Source organism: Limnohabitans sp. 2KL-51 (genome assembly GCF_003063645.1).
Lineage (GTDB): Bacteria > Pseudomonadota > Gammaproteobacteria > Burkholderiales > Burkholderiaceae_C > Limnohabitans_A.
On sequence record NZ_NESJ01000019.1, the window covers coordinates 14655 to 32291 of the forward strand.

The following is a 17637-nucleotide window of genomic DNA, read 5'->3' on the forward strand; positions in this document are numbered from 1 at the left end:
GCTCCTGCGCCCTGACCCCATGACGACCAACCTTCTCGAATTCGACCTGGAAGGTTTGGCCGTTTTTTGCGAGGGTCTGGGCGAAAAGCGCTTTCGGGCCACCCAGTTGTTCCGCTGGATCCACCAGCGTGGCGCTGCAGATTTTGAACACATGAGTGATTTGGCCAAGTCCTTGCGCCAAAAACTCTTGTCTCATGCGCATGTCGCGCCTCTCCCCCTCATCAGTCAACACATTTCAGCCGACGGCACCATCAAATGGTTGTTTGACGTCGGTGATGGCAACGCCATCGAGTCGGTGTTCATCCCCGAAGACGACCGGGGTACCTTGTGCATTTCGTCCCAAGCGGGTTGCGCCGTGGGCTGCCGTTTTTGTTCCACGGGTCACCAGGGTTTCAGCCGCAACCTCACCACTGGCGAGATCCTCGCCCAATTGTGGTTTGCCGAGCACTTTTTGCGCCAACACGTCAAGACCGATGAGCGTGTCATCTCCAACGTGGTGATGATGGGCATGGGTGAGCCTCTGCAAAACTATTCGGCCTTGGTTCCTGCGCTGCGCGCCATGCTCGATGACCACGGTTATGGCCTGTCGCGCCGACGCGTCACCGTGTCCACCTCGGGCGTGGTGCCGATGATCGAGCGCTTGTCAGGCGATTGCCCTGTCGCGCTGGCCGTCTCGTTGCACGCGCCTTTTGATGCGCTGCGTGACAATTTGGTGCCGCTCAACCGGAAATACCCGCTCGACGAACTTATGCAGGCCTGCATCGGTTACTTGGCCCATGCGCCGCGTGACTTCATTACCTTCGAATACTGCATGCTCGACGGCGTCAACGACCAGCCCGAGCACGCCAGCGCCTTGATTGACCTCGTTCAAAGACACGCCCGCCAGGGCTTGCGTTGCAAGTTCAACCTGATTCCTTTTAACCCCTTTCCGGCTTCCGGGTTGCTTCGCTCACCCCAGACCCGCGTACAGGCCTTTGCCAAGCAGTTGCAAGAGGCCGGTTTGGTTACCACGGTGCGCAAAACCCGTGGTGATGACATCGATGCTGCCTGTGGCCAGTTGGCTGGTGATGTGAAAGACCGCACCCAAGTGCAATCGCGTATGGCCGAGCAGCGTACCCTCAACTGGGTGCCCCTTTCTGCTGTGACTTTCTCGGAGCCTCGACATGACACCAAGCCTAAAAACTGAGTCCGGAACCCAGTCCGGTAGTTCTGAGCCTCCTGTTTTGGCCGTGACAGCCGGACAGTTGCTGCGAAAAGCGCGTTTGAAGGCTGGCATCCACCTGGCCGTTTTATCGATCACCTTGAAAGTGCCAGTGCGCCAACTGGAGGCTTTGGAGGCGGATGAGCTTGACCCTGGCAAAGGCCCCGTTTTTTACCGGGGCCTGGCTTCCAGCGTTTGCCGTCACTTGCATACCGACGCTGCACCGATTTTGGCCTTATTACCGCAAACGTCCTTCCAGTTGGAGCCTCTGCGAAGCTCCATCAAGCCTTTGGAGGACGAGGCTTCTATGGGCATCGCTGGTCTGCCTTGGGGCCGAATGGCTTCATCCAAAGTGGTCTGGAGTGCCACTTTTATGCTTTTCATGACAGGCGCGCTGCTCTGGCTGCCCGGTCCGTCCCACTGGGCTTGGTTGGAGGACGTCAAATCCTTGATGGCTGACCAGGTGGTTTCTCAAGAAGTCGGAGAACCTGTCTCGCTGCCTGTGATTGGCGCGACATCGCCAACCTTTGAAGCTTCTGATGCCAAAACCACGCAGTCGCCAGCGTCTTTTGTCTCGAATGTTCCTAATGCTGCAACGACCGCTGTGGTGACAGAGCCCGTGGCAACCAAGAGTTCGCAAGTGATTCCTGCCAATCCAGTGACAGCCACAGCATCATCTTCTGCAGGCCGTTCTGATGCATCCCCCGAATGGGTGTTTTCCGCTTCGGGCGACAGTTGGCTGGAAGTGCGCAACGCGCAAAAAGCGGTGATCTGGAGTGGCGTGGTCAAGGCCGGCGAAAGTACCCGGATCCAGAGCCCTTTGCCCGTGAGTGTTGTGGTCGGCCGTGCCCAGGCGGTCACAGCGACTCTTCGCGGCCAAGCTTTTGACCTCAAGCCCCACACCCTGGTGACGGTGGCTCGTTTTGAAGTGAAGGAGTGAACATGTCATCTGCAAACTTGCCACTGAGCCCTGAGCCCATTGCCATCGCCCGTCCAGCGGTTAGGCGCAGCCGCCAGTCCCAAGTGGTCTGGGGCTCGCGCGTGGTCACCGTGGGCGGCGGCGCCCCAGTGCGCGTGCAGTCCATGACCAACACCGACACGGTCGACGTGATCGGCACCGCCATTCAGGTCAAGGAGTTGGCCATTGCCGGCTCTGAGATGGTACGCATCACGGTCAACACACCTGAAGCCGCTGAGGCGGTACCGCATATCCGTGACCAGCTTGACAAGATGGGCATTGACGTGCCGCTGATTGGCGATTTTCATTACAACGGCCACCGCTTGCTGACCGACTACCCTGCGTGTGCCGAGGCGCTGTCGAAATACCGCATCAACCCCGGCAATGTGGGCAAGGGCGACAAGCGCGATGTGCAGTTCGGTCAGATGATCGAAGCGGCCATGCGTTTCAACAAGGCGATTCGCATCGGCGTGAACTGGGGCAGTCTCGACCAGGAGTTGCTGGCCGATCTGATGGACACCAACAGCCAGCGCGCCCAGCCTTGGGAAGCGCGCCAAGTCATGTACGAAGCGCTGATTTCATCGGCCATATCGTCTGCCGAGCGGGCTGAAGCCATGGGTTTGAATGGCGCGCAGATTGCGCTGTCCTGCAAGGTCTCAGGGGTGCAAGACTTGATCGCTGTTTACCGCGAGTTGGGCCGTCGCACCGACTACGCCTTGCACTTGGGCCTGACCGAAGCGGGCATGGGCACCAAGGGCACGGTGGCTTCGGCGACGGCTTTGTCGGTCTTGCTCCAAGAAGGCATTGGCGACACCATCCGCGTCTCGCTCACGCCTCAGCCGGGTGAAGCCCGCACGCAAGAGGTGGTGATCGCATCCGAGATTTTGCAGTCCTTGGGTTTGCGCATTTTTGTGCCCAGCGTCACCGCTTGCCCCGGCTGCGGGCGCACCACCAGCAGCACCTTCCAAGAGCTGGCCAAGCAGATTGACGATTTTTTGCGCGCCCAAATGCCCGTGTGGCGTGCCCATTACCCCGGGGTGGAAAACCTCAAGGTCGCCGTGATGGGCTGCATCGTGAATGGTCCCGGAGAGAGCAAGCATGCGGACATCGGCATCAGCCTGCCCGGCACCGGTGAGGCTCCTGCTGCCCCGGTCTTCATCGATGGAGAAAAGCGCCTGACGCTGCGCGGTGAAGGCATTGCACAGGAGTTTCAGGTGCTGGTTGAAAACTACATTGAGAACCGTTTTGGTTCGGGATCTGCAGAACCAACATGAGCGAACCGCTGAAAGAAAACATCCCTAAAGTTGAAAAGGCCATTAAGGCCCAAAAACTGGTCGGCGTGAAGGGCATGAACGACATCCTGCCACCCGACTCGGCGCGTTGGGAATGGCTGGAGCAGCAGGTGCGCGCCTTGATGGCGCGTTACGCCTACCGCAACGTGCGATTGCCCATCCTTGAACCCACGGCCTTGTTTGTGCGCGGCTTGGGTGAGGTAACCGACATCGTTGAAAAGGAGATGTACTCCTTTGAAGACCGCCTGAACGGCGAGCAACTCACGCTTCGCCCCGAAGGCACTGCGGGTCTGGTGCGCGCTGTGGTTGAGCACAACCTGCTATACGAAGGTGGCAAGCGCCTGTATTACATGGGCCCCATGTTCCGCCATGAGCGTCCCCAACGCGGTCGCTACCGCCAGTTTCACCAAGTCGGTGCCGAGGTGCTGGGTTTTGGTGGTGCCGAGGTGGACGCTGAACTGATCTTGTTGGCCAATGACCTGTGGAAGGTGTTGAGCCTGAAAGATGTGCGCCTGGAACTCAACAGCTTGGGACAACCCGCAGAGCGCCAAGCCCACCGCGCAGCCTTGATTGCTCACCTTGAAAAGCACAGCGATGTGCTGGACGAAGAAGCCATGCGCCGCCTGCACAGCAACCCTTTGCGCATCCTGGACACCAAGAACCCGGCCATGCAAAGCGTGGTTGAGGCCGCCCCCCGTTTGCTCGACTTTTTGGGTGCGGCCTCGCTGGCCCACTTCAATGCGGTCAAGGCCATCTTGGACGCCAATGGTGTGACCTACAGCATCAACCCGCGTTTGGTGCGCGGCATGGATTACTACAACCTCACGGTGTTCGAGTTCATCACCACCAGCTTGGGCTCGCAGGGCACGATTTGCGGCGGTGGTCGCTACGACTACCTGATTGAGCAAATTGGCGGCAAGCCAACACCTGCGGTGGGGTGGGCCTTGGGTGTGGAACGCGTACTCGAACTCATCAAGGAGCAGGGCGAGGCCTTGCCCAATCTGGCCCCTGATGTATATGCCATCATCCCCGAAACCGCCGCCTTGCCGGTGGCCATGCAGCTGCTGCAGAGCTTGCGCGCCTGTGGCGTGTCGGCCCAAATGCATGCGGGCAGCGGGGACAGCATGGGCAGCATGAAGTCCCAGTTCAAAAAAGCCGATGCCTCGGGTGCGCGTTTCGCCCTGGTCTTCGGTGCCGAAGAATTGGCCCAAGGCCTGGTCGCGGTCAAATCGCTGCGTGACGGCGAAGGAGCCCAGCGCACCGAGCCGCTGAATACTGTGGCCGCGTGGGCCCACAGCCTACAATCCGCGCTTTAAAGCGCTCAACTCATTACTCACACCATGGCCAAAGCCCTCGATCTTGAAGAACAAGAACAACTCGACCAGATCAAACACTTCTGGAAGAAATACGGCAACCTGATTTCCTGGGTGCTGATCGTCGTTTTGGGCAGCTATGCGGCTTGGAACGGCTACCAATACTGGCAACGCGACCAGGCGGCCAAGGCAGCTGTGCTGTTTGACGAGGTCGAGCGCGCCGTCACTGCCGGGGATGTGGTCCGTGTGGAGCGCAGTTTTGCCGACATGAAAGAGAAGTTCGGTGGTACGCAATACGCCCACCAAGCTGCCTTGCTGGCGGCCAAGGCTTTGCAGGCCAAAGACAAGGCTGAAGCCGCCCGCTCCGCTTTGAAGTGGGTCGCTGAGGTGGCACCCGATTCTGCGTATCGCGACATTGCGCGTTTGCGACTTTCTGCACTCTTGCTCGATGCCGGCTCCAACGACGAGGCTCTGGCCCAGTTGAGTGCGCCTTTTACCCCGTCCATGGCGGGTTTGGCCGCTGATTTGCGTGGCGATGTCATGCAGGTCAAAGGCCAAAAAGGCGAAGCTGTCAGTGCTTATCAAAGCGCTTGGCAACTGTTGAGTGACAGTCCTGATTACAGGCGCTTGGTGCAAGCCAAACTCAATGCTTTGGGCTTGGATCCAGAAACTGCCAGCCCGGCTACTGCGACAGGAAGCACCAAGTGAAACGTTTGCTCAACTCTCTATGCGGCCGCTGGTTGGGTGTGGTCAGCTTGTGCGTGTTGTCGGCTTGTTCCAGTGCCCCCGACAAGCCACAGCCTTCACCTTTGCCCAGTGTCAGTGGCTCTTGGACTGTGAAAAAGGCCTGGACCAACCAAATTGGCGAGGTCAGCACCCCCCTCATGGCCTCTGCCCATGGTCAGCAAGTGGCTGTGGCCTCTACAGCAGGTCAGTTGGCCCTGATCGATGCAGCCAATGGCCGCGATGTCTGGCGGCTGAACTTGGGCGCCCCCATCCAGGCGGGTGTTGGCGGTGATGGCCAGCGCTTTGCAGTGGTCACACGCAACAACGAACTGGTGACCGTTGAAGGCGGGCGGATCCTTTGGCGTCAGGCCTTATCGGCTTTGTCGTATACGCCTCCCTTGGTGGCCGGTGAACGTGTCTTTGTTTTGACGGGCGATCGGTCCGTGAGCGCTTTTGATGGGGCTACGGGCCAAAAACTCTGGACGCAACAGCGACCGGGTGACCCGCTGGTCTTGCGCCAAGCCGGTTTGCTGATGCCCGTGGGCGATCAGTTGCTGGTCGGCTGGGGTGGGCGTCTGGTCTCCTTGAACCCTTTGTCTGGCGCTGTGCGCTGGGAAACCCTGGTGGGCAGCACCCGTGGAACCAACGAAGTGGAGCGCCTGGTCGACTTGGTGGCGGGTCCCAGCCGTGTGGGCAATTCGGTTTGCGTGCGCGCGTTCCAGACATCTGTGTCCTGTGTCGAGGGCACCAATGGCCGCATGGCTTGGAGCCGCCCTGCCAATGGTCATCAAGGCCTGGACGGTGACGCCCAAACCCTGTGGGGTGTCGAGTCTGACGGCAAGCTGCTCGCCTGGCAACGCGCTTCGGGTGCGCCACTTTGGACTCAAGAGGCTTTGCGTTTTCGGGGCGTGAGCATGCCTTTGGTTTGGGGTCCTGCCTTGGTCGTGGGTGATCAGGAGGGCTGGGTGCATGCACTCTCCCCCCAAAACGGGCAGCCTCTGCAGCGCATCGGCACCGATGGCAGCGCGATTACCGGCCGCCCTGTGGCCGCGGGTCAGACTTTGGTGGTGGTGACACGCACCGGGGGCGTCTTCGGATTTCGCCCTGAATGATGGATCGGAAAATTTTTAAGTGAAACCTGTACTGGCCCTTGTCGGCCGCCCGAATGTGGGCAAATCCACGCTGTTCAACCGCCTCACCAAGAGCCGGGATGCCATCGTGGCCGATTTTGCGGGCCTGACCCGAGACCGTCATTACGGCAATGGCAAACAAGGTCGCCAAGAATTTATTGTGATCGACACGGGTGGTTTTGAGCCCGATGCCACCAGCGGCATCTACAAAGAGATGGCCAAGCAGACCCAGCAGGCCGTGGCCGAGGCTGACATGGTGATTTTTGTGGTGGACGCCCGTGGTGGGCTGTCAGCACAAGACCACGACATCGCCAAATACTTGCGCAAGATTGGCAAACCCTGTTTGTTGGTGGCCAACAAGGCCGAAGGCATGCTCGAAGGCATTCAGCTGACCGAGTTTTATGAGTTGGGTCTGGGCGAGGTGATCGCCATTTCGGCCGCGCACGGGCAGGGCACACGCGGTCTGGTCGAGCTGGCTTTCGAGTCGCTGAATTTGCCCGACGAACCCGAGGAGACCGAAGAAGACCCCTCGGTCATCAAGCTGGCCGTGGCCGGTCGCCCCAACGTGGGCAAGTCCACCCTGATCAACACCTGGTTGGGTGAAGAGCGCCTGGTGGCTTTTGACATGCCGGGCACCACGCGGGATGCGATCAGCGTGCCCTTTGAGCGCCAAGGCCAAAAGTTCGAGTTGATCGACACGGCTGGTTTGCGCCGAAAAGGCAAGGTGTTTGAAGCCATTGAAAAGTTTTCGGTGGTTAAAACCCTGCAAGCGATTGAATCGGCCAACGTGGTTTTGTTGTTGCTCGACGCAGAGCAGGGCGTGACCGACCAGGACGCCCACATTGCTGGTTATGCACTGGAAAGCGGCCGAGCCATGGTGCTGGCCATCAACAAGTGGGACGCCATCGACGAATACCAGCGCCAGTTGGTGCAGCGCTCGATTGAAAACCGCTTGCCGTTTTTGAGCTTTGCAAACATGCACTTCATCTCGGCCAAAAAACGTCAGGGTCTGGGCCCTGTCTGGGCCTCGATTGTGCAGGCGCACAAGTCGGCCATGTGCAAAATGAGCACGCCCATTTTGACGCGTTTGTTGCTAGAGGCCGTGCAGTTCCAAAGCCCCCAACGTGGCGGCATGTTCCGCCCCAAACTGCGTTATGCCCACCAAGGTGGCATGAACCCGCCCGTGATCGTGATCCACGGCAACTCGCTGGAGCACGTCACCGACACCTACAAGCGCTTTCTGGAAGGACGCTTTCGCAAAGCCTTCAGTTTGGCCGGCACGCCGATGCGAATTGAAATGAAAACATCTACAAATCCTTTTGCAGACAAACAATCCAGCTGAGAATTGAGGAATTCATATTTTCCTAAAATGGCACCCCTTTCCCTGTGGTAAGGTCAAGGCTTCAAAACTTCTGAACACGGAGAATATCGTGAGCAACAAAGGTCAACTTTTGCAAGACCCCTTTCTGAACGCACTGCGCAAAGAGCACGTGCCGGTGTCAATTTACCTCGTCAACGGCATCAAACTCCAAGGCCAGATTGAATCGTTCGACCAGTACGTTGTGCTTTTACGCAACACAGTGACCCAGATGGTCTACAAACACGCCATCTCAACCATCGTTCCAGGTCGCTCCGTTACTTTCAGCACCCCTGAAACGGGTGAAATCACCGCTTGATGCGGGTTTTGCTCGCCCGGCGGTGTGACACCGCCTTTGCAGGTTGCTGACATTGTCTGAAACATCTTCCCCACAAGCCGCGCCGACCTTACTGGTCGGCGTTGACTTTGGGCTCCCGCATTTTGACGGCGAACTGCAAGAACTTGGCCTTTTGGCCGAGTCTGGCGGCTTAAAGCCGGTAGCGCGCCTGACCTGCAAACGCAAGGCCCCGGACCCAGCGTTCTTTGTCGGCAGCGGCAAGGCCGACGAGATCAAGGCCTTGGCCCTGATGCACGGGGCGGTCGAGGTCTTGTTCGACCAGTCCCTGAGCCCGGCGCAGCAGCGCAATCTGGAGCGCCACATTGGTTTGCCGGTGAATGACCGAACCTTGTTGATCCTGGAAATTTTTGGCCAACGTGCGCGCAGCCACGAGGGCAAACTGCAAGTGGAGCTGGCACGCCAGCAGTACCTGAGCACCCGCCTGGTGCGACGCTGGTCGCACTTGGAGCGCCAAAGCGGTGGTATCGGCATGCGAGGTGGCCCGGGGGAAACCCAAATCGAGCTGGACCGCCGCATGATCAACGACTCGATCAAGCGCATCAAGGAGCGCCTGGTCAAGGTCAAAAAGCAGCGCAACACCCAGCGGCGTCAGCGCGATCGGCGCGACACCTTCAATATCTCTCTGGTGGGTTATACCAACGCTGGCAAATCCACGCTGTTTAATGCCCTGGTGAAGGCCCGCGCCTTCGCCGCCGACCAGTTGTTTGCCACCTTGGACACCACCACACGTCAGCTTTATTTGGGCGAAGCAGGGCGCTCGGTCTCCTTGTCCGATACCGTGGGTTTTATCCGTGATTTGCCGCATGGGTTGGTCGAGGCCTTCCAGGCCACATTGCAGGAAGCCACAGAGGCGGATTTGCTGCTGCATGTGGTCGATGCAGCCAACCCGGATTTTCCCGAGCAGATGGCCGAGGTGCAAAAGGTACTGACCGAGATTGGTGCTGATCAGGTGCCACAATTGCTTGTGTTCAACAAACTCGATGCCCTGACCACCGACCGCTACCCCTTGCAGATGCAAGACCAATACGAGCTGGATGGCGTGCCCGTGCCACGTGTTTTCCTGAGTGCGCAAAGCGGCGAGGGTCTCGCCCTATTGCGCACGGCGTTGTCTGACATCGTGAAGGCAGCACTGCCTGCAGCCCAGTCACCAGCGCCTGATCCCCGTGAGTTGTACCGGGAATATCCCGGTGACCCGCCTTGAGTGCCCCTTAAATTCGGCACAATGCTGTTTCGTCACCCAGACAAAGACAAAGAATCATGAATTTTCACCTGCCAGCCCTGCGATGGTCCTTGCTGCCCGCAAAGATACGAGGCATGTTCAACCTGAACGATCCACGCTGGGGTCGTGACGATGACAAATCTTCCGGTGACTCAGGCACTAAGCCATCGGGCGAGACGCCACCACCCGGCCCCAAGCCAGAAGCCTGGCAACAACCGCCCGGACGCGGTCCGCAGCAACAGCAAAGTGGCCCGCCTGATCTGGATGAGTTGTGGCGCGACTTCAACCGCAAGCTCGGTCAGATTTTTGGCGGCAAGGGGGGGCCTCAGCGTCCCCAAGGCCCCGGCGGCAGTGGCGGTGGATCGGGAGGGCCTGAAATCCCGGCCTTCATCAAGAACCTGGGCATTGGGGTCATTTTGGGCGGTGCCTTACTGGTTTGGTTGGCCACCGGCTTTTTCATCGTTCAAGAAGGTCAGCAGGCGGTGATCACCCAGTTTGGCAGATACCACTCGACCGTGACCGCTGGTTTCAATTGGCGCTTGCCTTACCCAGTGCAGCGCCACGAACTCGTTTTTGTGACGCAAATCCGTTCGGTGGACATTGGCCGCGACAACATCGTCAAAGCCACTGGCCTGCGTGAGTCGGCAATGTTGACCGAAGACGAGAACATCGTCGAGATCAAGTTTGCGGTTCAGTACCGATTGAACGATGCCCGTGCTTACCTGTTCGAAAGTCGCAATCCGACCGAAGCTGTGGTGCAGACGGCTGAGACCGCCGTGCGCGAGGTGGTGGGCAAAATGAAAATGGATTCAGCTCTGGCCGAAGAGCGCGACCAAATCGCGCCTCGCGTGCGTGAAAAAATGCAAACCATCTTGGACCGTTATAAAGTCGGTATTGAGGTAGTGGGCATCAACTTGCAGCAAGGGGGCGTGCGTCCACCTGAGCAGGTTCAGGCTGCTTTTGACGATGTGCTTAAAGCCGGTCAGGAGCGCGAACGCGCCAAGAACGAAGCGCAAGCCTATGCCAACGACGTGATCCCCCGTGCCGTAGGTGCCGCCGCGCGTTTGAAGGAAGAGGCCGATGCTTACCGCGAACGCATCGTGGCGCAAGCCGAGGGTGATGCCCAGCGCTTCAAGACCATCTTGCCCGAGTACCAGAAGTCGCCCCAGGTCATGCGCGACCGAATGTACACCGACACCATGCAACAGATCTACAGCAACGTGACCAAGGTGCTGGTGGACAGCAAGTCAGGCTCCAACCTCCTGTACTTGCCGCTCGACAAAATCATGCAACAGGTCACGCAAGTGGCCCCGCCCGCCATGGATGTGCCCGCAGTCCCCGCCAATGCCGGCAGCAACGGTGCTGCGGACACCCGCTCACGAGACCTCGAGCGTTCGCGTAGCCGCGATCCACGATAAGGAATAAAACAATGAATCGCATCGGATTGTGGATATCGAGTTTGCTGGTGGTGTTCGCGCTGCTCAGCTCTACATTGTTCGTGGTGGACCAGCGCCAGTTTGGCGTGGTCTACGCTTTGGGTCAGATCAAGGAAGTGATCACCGAGCCGGGACTTCACTTCAAGTTGCCGCCGCCACTGCAAAACGTCAATTACATCGACAAGCGTTTGTTGACGCTGGACAGCCCCGACAACGAGCCCATGCTCACGGCCGAAAAGCAGCGTGTGGTGATTGACTGGTATGTGCGCTGGCGCATCACCGACCCGCAGGCCTACATCCGCAACGTGGGTCTGGATGAGAAGGCAGGGACCAACCAGCTCAACCGTGTGGTACGCAACGCTTTCCAAGAGGAGATCAACAAACGCACCGTCAACGAGTTGCTGTCTCTCAAGAGGGAAGAGCTGATGGACGACGTCAAAGCCGCCGTGCTGACCGTGGTCAAAGGAGCCAAGCCTTGGGGCGTGGACGTGGTGGATGTGCGAATCACCCGTGCCGATTACGTGGACACCATCACCGAATCGGTGTATCGCCGCATGGAAGCCGAGCGCAAGCGCGTGGCCAATGAGCTGCGCTCTACCGGTGGTGCAGAAGGTGAAAAAATTCGTGCCGACGCCGATCGCCAGCGCGAGGTGACGATCGCCAACGCTTACCGCGATGCCCAGAAAATCAAGGGCGAGGGCGATGCCCAAGCTGCTCGTATGTATGCAGAGTCCTTTGGCCGCGACCCTCAGTTTGCCCAGTTCTACCGCAGCCTCGAAGCCTACAAATCCAGCTTCAACAGCAAGGGTGACGTGATGGTGCTCGACCCCGGCAGCTCCGAGTTCTTCAAGGGCATGCGCGGCACACCGGGCGGTGCGCCTGCCCGGAAGTAAATTTTGCTCGACACCCTCCTGATGGCTTTGGGTCTGATGCTCATCTTGGAGGGGTTGCTGCCGATGCTTTCGCCTCGCCGATGGCGAGGCCTGTTTGAGCAAATGCTCAAGCTTCAGGAGGGGCAGATCCGGTTTTTCGGCATGCTCATGGTGTTATTCGGTCTGGTGGTGATTTGGCTGCTGGCCTGACACCCTCATGATGGTGCGGCTGATCAGATTGTGTCCATTCTTATCTTTGGTTCTGGATTTGGATAATTTGCCCATCTTTTTGCCGGAAATACGCCTGTCAACCCGGTAAAATCTCGTTTTTAACCGTCTCCCCCATCCCCTCATGTCTGCTTGGGTCCTCCCGGATCACGTTGCCGATGTCTTGCCTTCCGAGGCACGCCACATCGAAGAACTTCGCCGCGTACTACTTGACACCGCCCGTGGCTATGGCTACGAGCTGGTGATGCCGCCGCTGCTGGAGCATTTGGAATCCCTGCTGACCGGTACGGGTGAAGCCCTCGACTTGCAGACCTTCAAACTGGTGGACCAACTCTCGGGCCGCACCTTGGGTTTGCGTGCCGACACCACCCCCCAGGTGGCACGCATCGATGCCCACTTACTCGGTCGCACATCTCTGACCCGTCTTTGCTACTGCGGGCCGGTGCTGCACACCCGCCCCGCACGCCCACACGCCACCCGCGAACCGCTGCAACTGGGCGCTGAAATTTACGGACACGCTGGCCCCGAAGCCGATCTGGAAATCCTGCAGCTGGCCTTGGACTGCTTGTCTGCTGGGCGCGCCACTGGGCTGCAGGTTGACCTGGCCGATGCCCGCATCGTGAACTGCTTGTTGCAGGCCCAGCCTTTGAGCGAAGCGCAGCGCCACGCTATCCATGCCGCCTTGGCGAGCAAAGACGCCTCGGCCTTGACCCGTTTGAGTGCCGGTTTGATGCCCGCCGTCAAAGAGGGACTGTTGGCCCTGGTCGATTTGTATGGCGACATCAGCGTCCTGGACCGTGCGGCATCGCGCTTGCCCGAGTACCCTGAAATCACCCAGGCCTTGGCTCAGCTGCGTTGGTTGGCCGAGCAGATCCCAGGCGTGTCCGTCAGTTTTGACCTGGGAGACTCCCGTGGTTACGCTTATTACAGCGGCACCCGCTTTGCCATTTACGCCAAAGGCGCATCTGACGCCCTGGCCCGTGGCGGGCGCTACGACGGTGTGGGCGCTGTCTTTGGGCACCGCATCGACCGCGACCGTCCAGCCGTGGGATTCAGCCTGGATTTGAAAGAATTGGTGGCCGCAGTTCAGCCACTTGTTTTGCGTGCAGCCATTCGCGCACCATGGGGCCAATCGGATGCCTTGCGTTTGGCCATCGCAGCGCTGCGCAGCCGGGGTGAAACCGTGTTGTGCGTTCTGCCTGGCCACGAAAGCGAAGTGGACGAATTCCATTGCGACCGCGAGTTGATCGAAGCGGCAGGGCAGTGGTTGGTACAGGCTCTTTGAGAAAGAACATTTCAAGCATGAACATAAAACAAGGCCGTAACGTTGTCGTTGTCGGGACCCAGTGGGGCGACGAGGGCAAAGGCAAACTGGTCGACTGGTTGACCGAAAGCGCCCACGGCGTGGTGCGTTTTCAGGGCGGTCACAATGCGGGCCATACCTTGGTAATCAACGGCGTTAAAACCGCTTTGCACCTGATCCCCAGCGGCATCATGCGCGCAGGCGTCAAGTGCTACATCGGCAACGGTGTGGTGCTGTCCGTGCCCAAGCTTCTCGAAGAAATCGCAGGTCTTGAAAAAGCCGGTGTTGAGGTGCGTTCGCGCCTGCGCGTGAGCGAAGCCTGCCCGCTGATCTTGCCCTACCACGTCGCATTGGATGTGGGCCGCGAAGCCGCCAAGGAAAAAGCCGGGACCGCCAAAATCGGCACCACCGGCCGCGGCATTGGCCCCGCTTACGAAGACAAAGTAGCTCGCCGTGCCCTGCGCGTGCAAGACCTGAAATACCCCGAGCGTTTTGCCACCAAGCTGCGCGAAAACCTGGCGCTGCACAACGAAATTCTGGTCAACATCCTGGGTACTGCCCCCGTTGACTTTGACGCGACTTACAACGAAGCCATGGCTTATGCCAAAGAGCTGCTGCCCATGGTGGCCGACGTGTCCCGCGAGTTGAACGAAGCCCACAAAGCGGGAGCCAATTTGCTGTTCGAAGGCGCGCAAGGCACCTTGCTCGACGTGGACCACGGCACCTACCCGTTTGTGACGTCCAGCAACTGCGTGGCGGGCAATGCCGCTGCCGGTGCGGGCGTGGGCCCGGGCATGCTGCACTACATTTTGGGCATCACCAAGGCTTATTGCACCCGCGTGGGGGGCGGCCCGTTTCCCACCGAGCTGGATTGGGAAACCCCCGGCACGCCCGGTTACCACATGTCCACCGTGGGCGCTGAAAAAGGCGTCACCACCGGCCGTTCACGCCGCTGCGGCTGGTTCGATGCGGCCTTGCTCAAGCGCAGCGCGCAGGTCAACGGTTTGAGTGGTTTGTGCATCACCAAGCTCGACGTGCTCGACGGCTTGAAAGAGTTGTGGTTGTGCACCGGCTACGAGCTGGACGGCGAAACGATTGACATCCTGCCCATGGGTGCAGACGAGATCGCCCGGTGCAAACCCATTTATGAAGTGATTCCCGGCTGGACAGAAACCACCGTGGGCGTGACCGAGATGGATAAACTGCCCTCCACGGCCCGTTATTACCTCGACCGCATTGCTGAAGTGACGGGCGTGCCTGTGCATGTGGTGTCCACCAGCCCTGACCGTGACCACACGATCTTGCTGCACAACCCTTTTGCGGTCTGAGCCCCGGATTCAGCAAAACACATCGATCCCAAACCCTGATTTTTTGGAGTGACCCCATGTTGACCGAAGACGGCAAGCACCTGTATGTGAGCTACGACGAGTACCACAATTTGATCGAAAAACTCGCGATCAAAATTCACCAGTCCGGCTGGGAATTCGACACCATCCTGTGTCTGGCCCGCGGTGGTATGCGCCCCGGCGACATTCTCTCGCGCGTGTTCGACAAGCCGCTGGCCATCATGTCCACCAGCTCTTACCGCGCTGACTCTGGTACGGTGCAGGGCCACTTGGACATCGCCCGCTTCATCACCACACCCAAAGGCGAGATCGCTGGCAAAGTGCTGTTGGTGGACGACCTGGCCGACACCGGCCACACCCTTCGTGCGGTGGTGGACCAGCTGAAAAACAACTACAAGCCGATCACCGAGCTGCGCACCGCCGTGATCTGGACCAAGGGCGTGTCCAGCTTCAAGCCCGATTACTCGATCGAGGACCTGCCCACCAACCCCTGGATTCACCAGCCTTTTGAGCCGTACGACAACATGCGCCCCGAGAAGTTGATGGAAAAGTGGCGCGTTTGATCCAACTCGGACTTTCCCTCAGTTGACCTCCAACAGCCTCCTTTGGGAGGCTGTTTGTATTAGGATGTCCGGATGCAAAAAGACCATCCAAAGCTTCCCGCCGTGCCCAGCGTCACCGGCCTGATTCACCACCCCTACACACCGCCGGGTGGTTTTGACGCGCCCCAGCCGGGCGTGTTCAAGGCCTCAACGGTTTACTTTCCCACAGTGGCCGACATGCGCCAGCGCGAGTGGAAAGACAAATCGGCCTACACCTACGGTCTGCACGGCACGCCCACCACCTACTTGCTTGAGGAGCGTTTGTGCGCGCTGGAGGGGGGATTGCAATGCATGCTGGTGCCCAGTGGGCTGGCGGCTTTGGCCTTGGTGGCCTTGGCCGTCCTGAAAACCGGCGATGAAGTCCTGATTCCGGACAACGCTTACGGCCCTAACAAGGCATTGGCCGATGGCGAGTTGCGCCACTTTGGCATCACGCACCGGTTTTACGACCCGATGGACCCGCAGGATCTGTCTCGCCAGATCACGGACCAAACCCGCCTGGTGTGGCTTGAAGCGCCCGGCTCGGTGAGCATGGAGTTTCCCGATTTGCCCGAAATGGTGCGCCGTTGCCGCAAGCGCGGTGTCTTGTGTGCCCTGGACAACACCTGGGGCTCGGGCCTGGCGTTCAAGCCTTTTGATTTGTTGGCCGATGGTGCAGATGGGGTAGGTAGCCTGGCCGTGGACATCAGCGCCCATGCGCTTACCAAATACCCCAGCGGCGGCGGCGACGTGCTGATGGGCAGCGTCATCACCCGCGACGCAACTTTGCACCTGCAAATCAAACTTTGCCACATGCGCCTGGGTCTGGGTGTGGCGGCCAACGACGCTGAAACCGTGCTGCGCTCTTTGCCCAGCATCGCGCTGCGTTATGCGGCACACGACCAGACCGCCCGCGCTTTGGCCGCTTGGTGGCAAACCCAGCCGCAATGCGCGCAACTGATGCACCCGGCCTTTGAAGGCGCGCCCGGCCACGCCCATTGGCAAGCCCTGTGCGATCGCGTTCCCGGCACAGGCTTGGCCGCAGGCTTGTTCAGCGTCATGATCGACGCGCGTTTCAGCCAAGACCAGGTGGACGCGTTTTGCGATGGGTTAAAACTCTTCAAGATCGGCTACAGCTGGGGAGGCCCTGTGAGCCTGGTGGTGCCCTACAACATTGCCTCGATGCGACAGGCCTGGCCTGGTCATTTGAAGCCTGGCACGCTGGTGCGTTTTTCAACCGGTCTGGAGTCGGCGCAGGACTTGATTCTTGACTTGCATCAAGCCGTGCAGGCGCATTTGCCCATGGCCTGATCACGCGGGTGACAGTGTGGTCACTTTTGTGGCCCAGGACTCGCGCAGTTGGTGGTTTCCAGACTGTGCAAAGCGTTACGGAGGGGGTAATCTGAAAACCTTTGTATTTTCAGACGGACTTTTCACATGAACGCCGACGCCAAGTCCCTTGAAGCTGCCCGCGAGTCAGTCCTGCCCACCATGACCACGCCGTATGTGCCACCGCCGCCCATGGGGCCGCGCTCGCACATGCGGCCCTTGGGCTTTGCTGATCCTTTTCGCTGGCTGGCTCGGGGTTTGAGGGACATGCGCCAACACCCGGGCATTGCCTTGTTTTATGGCCTCTGTTTCTGGGGCATGGCTCAGGTCTTGGCCTTGGTGTTCAAGCACAAGCCAGAGTACGCCTTGTCCTTGGTCTCAGGCTGCTTGCTGGTCGGCCCGTTTTTGGCCATGGGCTTGTACGAAGTCAGCCGCAAACGCGAGCAGGGCATATTGCCTGACATGGCCAGTTCCTTGATGTGCTGGGACCAGCACATCCGAAGCATGGCCATGTTGGTGCTGGTGCTGATGGTGCTGGAGCTGCTGTGGGGCAGGGCGTCGCTGGTGGTGTTTGCGGTGTTCTTCAACACCGGTATGCCCTCGACCACTGGCGTGATCGAGGCGGTGTTCAACCCACAAAACATCGAATTTTTGATGGTCTATTTGGCCGTGGGCGGCGTGTTTGCAGCCCTGGTTTATGGCCTGTCAGTGGTGTCTATTCCCATGATTTTGGACCGCGACACCGATGCCATTTCGGCCGTGATCACCAGCATGCGGGTGGTTTTTTTGCACCCGGGTGTGATGCTGCTGTGGGGCTTGCTGCTGAGCGTGTTGGTTATAGCGGCCCTGTGGCCTTGGGCCTTGGGCATCATCGTGGTGGGGCCGTGGCTGGGTCACGCCAGCTGGCATGCCTACCGGGGCAGCGTCGAGTGGGAAGAAAAGCCTGAAGAAGCTGTTACATTGGGCAGCTCAAATTAAAGGAGCCATC

General features: G+C 59.2%; 17 protein-coding genes. All 17 read left to right on the forward strand.

What is annotated here, in order from left to right; all coding sequences use genetic code 11:
* Positions 1-19: 19 nt before the first annotated feature.
* Positions 20-1186, forward strand: coding sequence for a 23S rRNA (adenine(2503)-C(2))-methyltransferase RlmN (gene rlmN, locus B9Z49_RS17575; RefSeq protein ID WP_108354744.1), 1167 nt, complete (start codon positions 20-22; stop codon positions 1184-1186).
* Positions 1164-2141 (forward strand): helix-turn-helix domain-containing protein, encoded by a 978-nt coding sequence (locus tag B9Z49_RS17580; RefSeq protein ID WP_108354745.1) that lies wholly within the window; start codon positions 1164-1166, stop codon positions 2139-2141. Before rlmN ends, B9Z49_RS17580 begins: the two co-directional genes overlap by 23 nt.
* A 2-nt stretch (positions 2142-2143) precedes the next feature.
* Entirely contained in the window at positions 2144-3433 is a 1290-nt protein-coding gene (ispG, locus tag B9Z49_RS17585; RefSeq protein ID WP_108354746.1) for a flavodoxin-dependent (E)-4-hydroxy-3-methylbut-2-enyl-diphosphate synthase, read from the forward strand.
* A complete protein-coding gene (hisS, locus tag B9Z49_RS17590; protein ID WP_108354747.1) occupies positions 3430-4767 on the forward strand; it encodes a histidine--tRNA ligase in 1338 nt (445 codons plus the stop codon). Before ispG ends, hisS begins: the two co-directional genes overlap by 4 nt.
* Before the next feature lie 24 nt (positions 4768-4791).
* Positions 4792-5472: a tetratricopeptide repeat protein gene (locus B9Z49_RS17595; protein ID WP_108354748.1), complete on the forward strand. Its 681-nt coding sequence runs from the start codon at positions 4792-4794 to the stop codon at positions 5470-5472.
* Between the two features lie 5 nt (positions 5473-5477).
* Positions 5478-6602 (forward strand): outer membrane protein assembly factor BamB, encoded by a 1125-nt coding sequence (gene bamB / locus B9Z49_RS17600; protein WP_108354797.1) that lies wholly within the window; start codon positions 5478-5480, stop codon positions 6600-6602.
* 19 nt (positions 6603-6621) lie between these two features.
* Positions 6622-7962 (forward strand): ribosome biogenesis GTPase Der, encoded by a 1341-nt coding sequence (der, locus tag B9Z49_RS17605; protein ID WP_108354749.1) that lies wholly within the window; start codon positions 6622-6624, stop codon positions 7960-7962.
* Between the two features lie 70 nt (positions 7963-8032).
* Positions 8033-8296 carry an RNA chaperone Hfq gene (hfq, locus tag B9Z49_RS17610; RefSeq protein ID WP_040506060.1) on the forward strand — a complete coding sequence of 88 codons (264 nt, stop codon included), beginning with the start codon at positions 8033-8035 and terminating at the stop codon, positions 8294-8296.
* A gap of 46 nt (positions 8297-8342) precedes the next feature.
* Positions 8343-9536, forward strand: coding sequence for a GTPase HflX (hflX, locus tag B9Z49_RS17615; protein WP_108354798.1), 1194 nt, complete (start codon positions 8343-8345; stop codon positions 9534-9536).
* 56 nt (positions 9537-9592) lie between these two features.
* Positions 9593-10972, forward strand: coding sequence for an FtsH protease activity modulator HflK (hflK, locus tag B9Z49_RS17620; RefSeq protein WP_108354750.1), 1380 nt, complete (start codon positions 9593-9595; stop codon positions 10970-10972).
* Between the two features lie 11 nt (positions 10973-10983).
* On the forward strand, positions 10984-11883 hold the full coding sequence (hflC, locus tag B9Z49_RS17625) for a protease modulator HflC (protein ID WP_108354751.1): 900 nt from the start codon (positions 10984-10986) through the stop codon (positions 11881-11883).
* A gap of 3 nt (positions 11884-11886) precedes the next feature.
* The gene (locus tag B9Z49_RS17630) at positions 11887-12072 is read left to right on the forward strand and encodes a DUF2065 domain-containing protein (protein ID WP_108354752.1); all 186 of its coding nucleotides are present in this window, start codon (positions 11887-11889) and stop codon (positions 12070-12072) included.
* A 142-nt stretch (positions 12073-12214) separates the two neighbouring features.
* Entirely contained in the window at positions 12215-13375 is a 1161-nt protein-coding gene (locus tag B9Z49_RS17635; RefSeq protein WP_108354753.1) for an ATP phosphoribosyltransferase regulatory subunit, read from the forward strand.
* A gap of 17 nt (positions 13376-13392) precedes the next feature.
* Positions 13393-14721, forward strand: a complete 1329-nt coding sequence (locus tag B9Z49_RS17640; RefSeq protein ID WP_108354754.1) for an adenylosuccinate synthase — start codon at positions 13393-13395, stop codon at positions 14719-14721.
* Positions 14722-14777: 56 nt separating this feature from the next.
* Entirely contained in the window at positions 14778-15302 is a 525-nt protein-coding gene (locus B9Z49_RS17645) for a phosphoribosyltransferase (protein WP_108354755.1), read from the forward strand.
* A gap of 72 nt (positions 15303-15374) precedes the next feature.
* Entirely contained in the window at positions 15375-16631 is a 1257-nt protein-coding gene (locus B9Z49_RS17650) for a PLP-dependent transferase (RefSeq protein WP_108354756.1), read from the forward strand.
* A gap of 126 nt (positions 16632-16757) precedes the next feature.
* On the forward strand, positions 16758-17627 hold the full coding sequence (locus B9Z49_RS17655; protein ID WP_369913777.1) for a DUF2189 domain-containing protein: 870 nt from the start codon (positions 16758-16760) through the stop codon (positions 17625-17627).
* Positions 17628-17637 lie beyond the last annotated feature (10 nt).